The 7,071-nt window shown below is 45.4% G+C and carries 9 protein-coding genes; 4 read left to right on the top strand and 5 right to left on the bottom strand.

Annotated features, from left to right (window positions below; all coding sequences use genetic code 11):
- The first annotated feature begins 2 nt into the window (after positions 1 to 2).
- Both BMZ56_RS18915 and BMZ56_RS18920 read left to right on the top strand, forming a co-directional pair.
- Complete coding sequence (locus BMZ56_RS18915) at positions 3 to 1,271, top strand: aspartate kinase (RefSeq protein ID WP_090629312.1); 1,269 nt, start codon at positions 3 to 5, stop codon at positions 1,269 to 1,271.
- Between the two features lie 18 nt (positions 1,272 to 1,289).
- A complete protein-coding gene (locus tag BMZ56_RS18920) occupies positions 1,290 to 1,901 on the top strand; it encodes a TlpA family protein disulfide reductase (protein ID WP_090629314.1) in 612 nt (203 codons plus the stop codon).
- A 24-nt stretch (positions 1,902 to 1,925) separates the two neighbouring features.
- On the opposite strand, the gene BMZ56_RS18925 is transcribed toward BMZ56_RS18920, so the two are convergent.
- Complete coding sequence (locus BMZ56_RS18925) at positions 1,926 to 2,141, bottom strand: hypothetical protein (protein ID WP_090629317.1); 216 nt, start codon at positions 2,139 to 2,141, stop codon at positions 1,926 to 1,928.
- A 58-nt stretch (positions 2,142 to 2,199) separates the two neighbouring features.
- Here BMZ56_RS18925 and gap point away from each other — a divergent pair, with 58 nt between their 5' ends.
- On the top strand, positions 2,200 to 3,198 hold the full coding sequence (gene gap / locus BMZ56_RS18930; protein WP_090629320.1) for a type I glyceraldehyde-3-phosphate dehydrogenase: 999 nt from the start codon (positions 2,200 to 2,202) through the stop codon (positions 3,196 to 3,198).
- Between the two features lie 56 nt (positions 3,199 to 3,254).
- Here the strand turns inward: gap and rplT are convergent, their stop codons facing one another.
- The 4 genes from rplT to thrS all read right to left on the bottom strand — a co-directional run bounded on the left by rplT (position 3,255) and on the right by thrS (position 6,442).
- On the bottom strand, positions 3,255 to 3,599 hold the full coding sequence (gene rplT, locus BMZ56_RS18935; RefSeq protein ID WP_090629378.1) for a 50S ribosomal protein L20: 345 nt from the start codon (positions 3,597 to 3,599) through the stop codon (positions 3,255 to 3,257).
- 98 nt (positions 3,600 to 3,697) lie between these two features.
- Complete coding sequence (rpmI, locus tag BMZ56_RS18940; protein WP_090629323.1) at positions 3,698 to 3,898, bottom strand: 50S ribosomal protein L35; 201 nt, start codon at positions 3,896 to 3,898, stop codon at positions 3,698 to 3,700.
- A gap of 35 nt (positions 3,899 to 3,933) precedes the next feature.
- Positions 3,934 to 4,503: a translation initiation factor IF-3 gene (gene infC, locus BMZ56_RS18945; RefSeq protein WP_090629327.1), complete on the bottom strand. Its 570-nt coding sequence runs from the start codon at positions 4,501 to 4,503 to the stop codon at positions 3,934 to 3,936.
- Positions 4,504 to 4,516: 13 nt separating this feature from the next.
- Positions 4,517 to 6,442, bottom strand: a complete 1,926-nt coding sequence (thrS, locus tag BMZ56_RS18950; protein ID WP_090629330.1) for a threonine--tRNA ligase — start codon at positions 6,440 to 6,442, stop codon at positions 4,517 to 4,519.
- 312 nt (positions 6,443 to 6,754) lie between these two features.
- Here thrS and BMZ56_RS18955 point away from each other — a divergent pair.
- The coding region (locus tag BMZ56_RS18955) for a hypothetical protein (RefSeq protein WP_143072969.1) at positions 6,755 to 7,071 on the top strand (317 nt) is incomplete at its 3' end.

A 7,071-nucleotide genomic window follows, 5' to 3' on the forward strand; every position in this document is an offset into this window, starting at 1 on the left:
TAATGCAAGTATTCAAATTCGGAGGCGCGTCTGTCAAAGACGCCGAAGGGGTAATTAACCTAAGCCGTATTGTATCGGCTCATCAACAAGATCAACTGCTTGTCGTAGTTTCCGCCATGGGTAAAACCACAAATCTATTGGAAGAACTTACGTCGAGCTATTTCAGGCAGCAGGGCGATGTTTTTGAACTCCTGCAACAGGTCAAGCAATATCACGATACCATCATGCGAAGCCTGTTTCCCGACAGTAACCATCCGGTATACCATGAAGTTGCCAACCGCTTTGTCGAAATCGAATGGATACTGGAAGAGCTCCCGGCAGATCCTTACGATTACCTTTACGACCAAATTGTCGCCGTAGGCGAACTCATCTCCACCACCATTGTATGCCACTATTTAAATGACGTCGGACTGAAAAGCAAATGGGTGGATGCTAGGGATTATATTCTTACGGACAACACCCACCGAGAAGGACATGTCGACTGGAAAACCACCACCGAACGCATTCAGCGGGGATTGCCCCCCCTACTGAAAAATCAACGGGTAATTACGCAAGGGTTCATCGGCTCCACCTCCGAAAACTTTACAACGACATTGGGTCGGGAAGGATCGGATTATTCCGCGGCAATCTTTGCCGCCAGCCTCCATGCCGAAAGCGTGACCATTTGGAAGGATGTGCCCGGTGTATTGAATGCCGACCCCAAATGGTTTGACCAAACGGAACTGATCCCTGAATTGTCTTACCTGGAGGCGATTGAACTCACCTACTATGGGGCCACAGTCATCCACCCCAAAACCATTAAGCCTTTACAAAACCAAAATATTACACTCTACGTTAAATCATTTGTGGATACCGATGGCAAAGGCACCCAGATACGGAAATCAAATGAGTCGTTACCGGTGCCTTCCTTTATCTTTAAAATCAATCAGATTTTAATTTCTGTACTCCCCAAAGATTTTTCATTTATTGTGGAAGACAATTTGAGTGATATTTTTGCCAAATTCCACCGACATCATATTAAAGTAAATATGATGCATAACAGTGCGGTAAATTTCTCCGTCAGCATAGATGATACTGGCGAAAATGTAACGGCATTACTCAATGATCTGGCTACGCGGTACGAAGTGCAACATCAGAAAGGACTGGAACTCATAACCATCCGTCATTATAACCAGCAGACGATAGATCGGGTTTTGGTTGGAAAGGCAATCATCTTGGAGTTGAAGGATAGCTACACCTGCCAACTTTTAGTTCGCAAACTCTCCACATAATCTCCTATCTTTGTGTCCATGACAGTACGTACAACATCTATATTGACGGCAGCCGGCATTTTCTTATCGGTAGCGGCAATTTCCTGCGATAACAACGTAAAATCCACTAATTCGGCTGCAGAAGCCCAATCGGCCGATGTCGGAGAAGAACAGTCGGCAACAAGACCACAAACTGCTACTGCCCAGCAGCCGGCACCGTCTTCGCAGCCGACACCAGTCATCCCAGATTTTACTTTTTATATATTGCGAAGCGGCATACAATTTACCAAAGCAGATCTCGCCAAAAAAGGAAACCTGGTTTTTATCCTGTTTGACCCTACCTGTGGCCACTGTCAGCACGAAGCTAGCCACTTAGGCGAACACTATAGCGAAGTGCAGGACGCTAATTTTTATTTTGTATCAATGAACGATCCCGCATTGATGAGTACTTTTTTGGAGACCCATGCAAAACCACTAGTCGGAAAAGATAATGTTGAACTATTGTATGATAAAAATGCTGACTTCATCAATAAATTCCATATCCCGTCCCAATATCCCGCAGTATATATCTATGGCAACAATGGCCAATTAAAAGAATACTGGGATGGCGAGCGGAACATCAAAGACGTGGTGGCAGCCATTCGCAACTAAGCTCAATTGATTCCTGCAGGCAACTCATGTTTTTGAATTGTGCTTGGTAGGTGGTTGTTCACTGTATTTTCGTTTCAGCGCCGGAGCTATTATCGTCGGCTCTTCCTCCTGATAATCGCGATCCTTGGCATGTTTAACTGTCCGATCGGCTTTTGGACGCCGTTGTTCGGAATCCTTTGGTTCAAACTTTTCGTTCTTGCTCATGTCTGTATAACCCATAGCTCCGATATTTTGTTTCATTCGATCGGATCTAAATGTGTAACTTTGACTGTGGCTAAGCCACGTTAATCCAATTAATATGCTAACTATTGCCATCAATGGATTTGGCCGTATCGGCCGAAATACGCTCCGTAACCTACTATTGAGAAAACACACGGGAATCCGCGTCACCGCCATCAATGATTTAGCAGACTCCCAGACACTAGCACATCTATTTAAATATGATTCCGTGCACGGCCGCTATCCGGGCACAGTAGAGGTAGCTAACAATGCATTGGTCATCGACGGTCAGCCAATTACCGTACTCAACGAACGTGCACCGCATCTGCTTCCATGGAAAGTGATGGACATCGATGCAGTGGTTGAATCGACTGGAAAGCACGTCACGCGGGAGGCGGCATCCGGTCACTTAGCTGCAGGTGCCCGCCAAGTGATCCTATCGGCCCCTTCGCCGGATAAAGAGATCCCAACGGTGGTTTTGGGCGTGAACGATACTTCCTTGGACCTGCGCGCTTCCCTATTGTCAAATGCTTCCTGTACCACCAACAACGTCGCTCCTCTAATAAAGGTGCTTGATGATAATTGGGGGATTGTTGACGGTTATATTACCACTGTACATAGCATGACCGGCGACCAGAATTTACATGATGCTCCGCATCGCGATCTCCGTAGGGCACGAGCTGCCCCGGCATCAATCATTCCCACAACAACCGGTGCTGCCAAGGCGGTAACCAACGTGTTTCCGCATCTTGAAGGAAAGTTGGGAGGTGCAGGTATACGGGTGCCTGTATTGAATGGATCGCTTACCGACTTCACCTGTATCTTGCGCAATCAACCCACAGTCGACGAGATCAACAGCACCTTTAAAAAAGCTGCGGAACAAACCTTGAAAAACATTCTCCAATACACTGAAGATCCCATTGTATCGGTCGATATTATTAACAGTCCCTATTCGTGTATTTTTGATGCACAGCTAACATCCGTCGTTGGAGGACTGGCAAAAGTAGTGGGATGGTACGACAATGAATACGGCTATTCGAATCGCTTGGTCGATTTATTAGCTAAAATCGAAAAATAAAAAAGGAAGCCGATGGCTTCCCTTTTTCTTAACAAAATCGATATCGGGTTAAAACTTTATTTCACTGCATCAACTACGGCTTTGAATGCCTCGGGGTTGTTCATGGCCAAGTCTGCCAATACCTTGCGGTTCAACCCAATGTTTTTGGCATTCAGCTTACCGATCAGTTGTGAATACGAAATTCCGTGTTCACGGGCGCCGGCGTTGATACGCTGTATCCATAAAGCCCTGAATTCCCTCTTTTTGGTTTTGCGGTCGCGGTAAGCGTACTGCAATCCTTTTTCTACTGTATTTTTTGCAACGGTATATACTTTGCTGCGTGCCCCATAATAGCCCTTGGCCAATTTGAGGATCTTTTTGCGTCTTCTTCTGGACGCTACTGCATTAACCGAACGTGGCATATTTTTTTGTTTTTTGGTAGCAGGCGCCGTGTTTTGCAACGGTCTTACAACCCAGTACCCGGTTACTAATTTTTAACTTTTTACTTTTAACTTTTCAGTTATTTGCCGATAGCGAGCATACGTTTCACGTTGCCCATATCCGCTTCAGACACTAAACCGGTCTGCGTTAGATTGCGTTTCCGCTTAGTGCTTTTCTTGGTCAGGATGTGACTTTTGAAGGCATGTTTGCGCGCAATCTTACCTGTTCCAGTAAGCTTGAAACGCTTTTTTGCACTGGAATTGGTTTTTACTTTTGGCATGATTTATTAAAATTATATATCGATTTATTAAGTTCTTATTTCTTAGCACTCACTTTGGGTGCTACTGTTAGAAACATCCGCTTTCCTTCCAATTTTGGAAGCAGTTCCACTTTACCATATTCTTCCAGCGCTTGAGCAAAACGCAGCAATAGAATCTCCCCCTGCTCTTTATATACAATTGCCCGACCTTTAAAATGTACATAAGCGCGTACTTTTTCGCCTGCTTCCAGAAATTTGATCGCATGCTTGAGCTTAAACTCGAAGTCGTGATCATTCGTATTGGGTCCAAAGCGAATTTCCTTGATCACCGTTTGTTTGGCGTTCGCCTTGATCTCCTTCTGCTTTTTCTTCTGTTCGTAGATGAACTTGCTGTAGTCGATGATCCGGCAAACCGGGGGGGTAGCATTTGGCGAAATCTCTACTAAATCCAGTTCCAATTCGTCGGCCAACTCCAATGCCTTACGCGTTGGGAATATCCCTTGTTCTACATTTTCGCCCACCAATCGCACTTCCGGTACTCGGATGTTTTCATTAATACGATGTTCTGGCTCCTTTTTCTTAAACGGAGGTCTCGGGCCTCTGAATCCTGGTCTATTTAATGCCAAATGTCTAAAATAATTAAACGGTTATCTCTTTTATTAACTGTTCGCTAAATTCATTTACGCTCATCGTTCCAAGGTCGCCTTGGCCGTGTTTACGAACAGAAACCGTGCCGTTTTCAGCTTCTTTTTCACCAACAATGAGCATGTATGGGATTTTTTTTAATTCTGCATCCCTGATCTTGCGACCTACCTTCTCGTCACGCAGGTCAACCAAGCCGCGAATATCGGAATTATTGAGCGATTCCAAAAGTTTTTTTGCATATTCTTCGTATTTTTCGGATACAGGAAGAATGATAAACTGCTCAGGTGCAAGCCACAATGGAAACTGCCCGGCACAATGCTCGATCAACACAGCGACAAAGCGCTCCAGTGACCCAAATGGAGCCCGGTGAATCATCACGGGTCGATGTTTGACGTTGTCGCTACCGGTATATTCCAGTTCAAATCGTTCGGGCAGATTGTAATCTACCTGAATAGTTCCCAATTGCCATTTACGACCCAAAGCATCTTTTACCATGAAGTCAAGTTTCGGACCGTAGAAAGCCGCCTCTCCATATTCTACGACGGTCTTTAAGCCCTTTTCCTCAGCAGCTTCAATAATATCTCTTTCTGCACGGTCCCAATTTTCGTCCGTACCGATGTATTTCGCACGGTTTTCAGGATCGCGCAATGAAATTTGAGCGATGTAGTCGTCGAAGCCCAACGCGCCAAACACATAAAGCACTAAATCAATTACTTTTTTAAACTCGTCTTTCACTTGGTCCGGACGGCAGAATAGGTGGGCATCGTCCTGTGTAAATCCACGTACGCGGGTCAGTCCATGCAGCTCCCCGCTCTGTTCATAGCGGTAAACCGTGCCAAACTCCGCATAGCGGATGGGCAGATCCTTGTAAGAGCGGGGTTTGGTTTTGTAGATTTCACAATGATGCGGGCAGTTCATCGGTTTCAGCAGGAACTCCTCCCCTTCTTGTGGTGTATGAATGGGCTGGAATGAATCTGCTCCGTATTTCTCATAGTGACCAGAGGTGACGTAGAGATTTTTATGCCCGATGTGCGGTGTCACCACCGGCTCATACCCCGCCTTTAACTGGGCACGCTGCATAAAGTCAATCAACTTCTGTCGTAACCGTGCTCCTTTGGGCAGCCACAAGGGAAGGCCCAATCCTACTTTTTCAGAGAAAGCAAACAACTCCAGTTCTCTTCCCAGCTTCCGGTGGTCGCGTTTTTTCGCTTCCTCGATCATGTGAAGGTAATCGGCCAATTCACCGGCCTTGGGAAAAGTCACTCCATAAATGCGGGTAAGCTGCTTCCGGCTTTCGTCGCCACGCCAATACGCTCCCGCGACATTTGTTAACTTCACTGCTTTGATAAATCCGGTATTCGGAATATGCGGTCCACGGCATAGATCGGTAAAGTTTCCCTGGGTGTAAAACGTAATGCTTCCATCCGACAGATCCTTAATCAGATCGAGCTTATATTCATCGCCTTTTTCGGTAAAATAGGCCTCAGCTTCGGCCTTGCTCACCGGTTTACGCACATATTCGGTTTTTGCACGAGCAAGCTCGATCATCTTGTCCTCGATCTGCTTGAAATCATCGGACGAAAATTCTCGGTCACCGAAATCAACATCATAATAGAATCCGGTCTCGATAGCAGGCCCGATTCCGAATTTTGTACCGGGGTAAAGGGCTTCCAGTGCTTCGGCCATTAAGTGCGCAGACGAATGCCAGAAGGTCGACTTACCTTCCTTATCGTTCCAGGTAAGCAATCGTACGGAGGAATCCGCTTCGATCGGGCGTGAGGCATCCCAGACTTCACCGTTTACTTCTGCGGCCAACACATTGCGGGCCAAGCCTTCTGAAATGGATTGTGCGATTTCCATCGCTGTGGTCCCCTTCGCGTATTGACGCCGGGAGCCATCGGGTAGGGTAATGTGAATCATTTACAAGTATGATTGAAATTATATAAAAAATTAATAAACAGCAGATTACGATACTGCTAAATGTTGTATTGTAAATTATTAGTGAATATTTCGGTTTTTAGTACTTTATTCAGCCAATAATTACGGTCGCAAATATAGGATAATTTAAAGTTTATTATATACCTTCGTATTAGGTTTAGGTTGAAGCCCCAGCCCTTGGGGCGAACCCCTGTCTACGGATGGGGGTTATTTTTTTACCGATTAACGCCAACCAATGTAACATTTTTCGCCGCCGCTTGTATTACTAAAATATTTAGCTTTACATTTGTGGTTATGAAAAAAATACCGGGATTCTTCGTTACAACGAGCCTTGAAAAATATGCTAAGAAGTTCATGCTTGAAGCCTGGAATGAGCATAAGTGGATTTATGACCATATCGCTGACGAGTGGTATACACCGGAAGAATTTAAACATAAGTGGGAGCTATTGCTGACTCAATATAATACCGAAAGATACGTACTTAGGTCGCCTTTTGAGGGATGGGGAGACGCGCTGGAAAAAATTGCATTTTATGTGGAACGATCCGAAAAGCTGAAGGCCAAAATCGAGGGGTATTATGACATGGATTTGAAACGTAAAAGCCGAGGCCC

This window comes from Parapedobacter indicus, assembly GCF_900113765.1.
GTDB lineage: Bacteria > Bacteroidota > Bacteroidia > Sphingobacteriales > Sphingobacteriaceae > Parapedobacter > Parapedobacter indicus.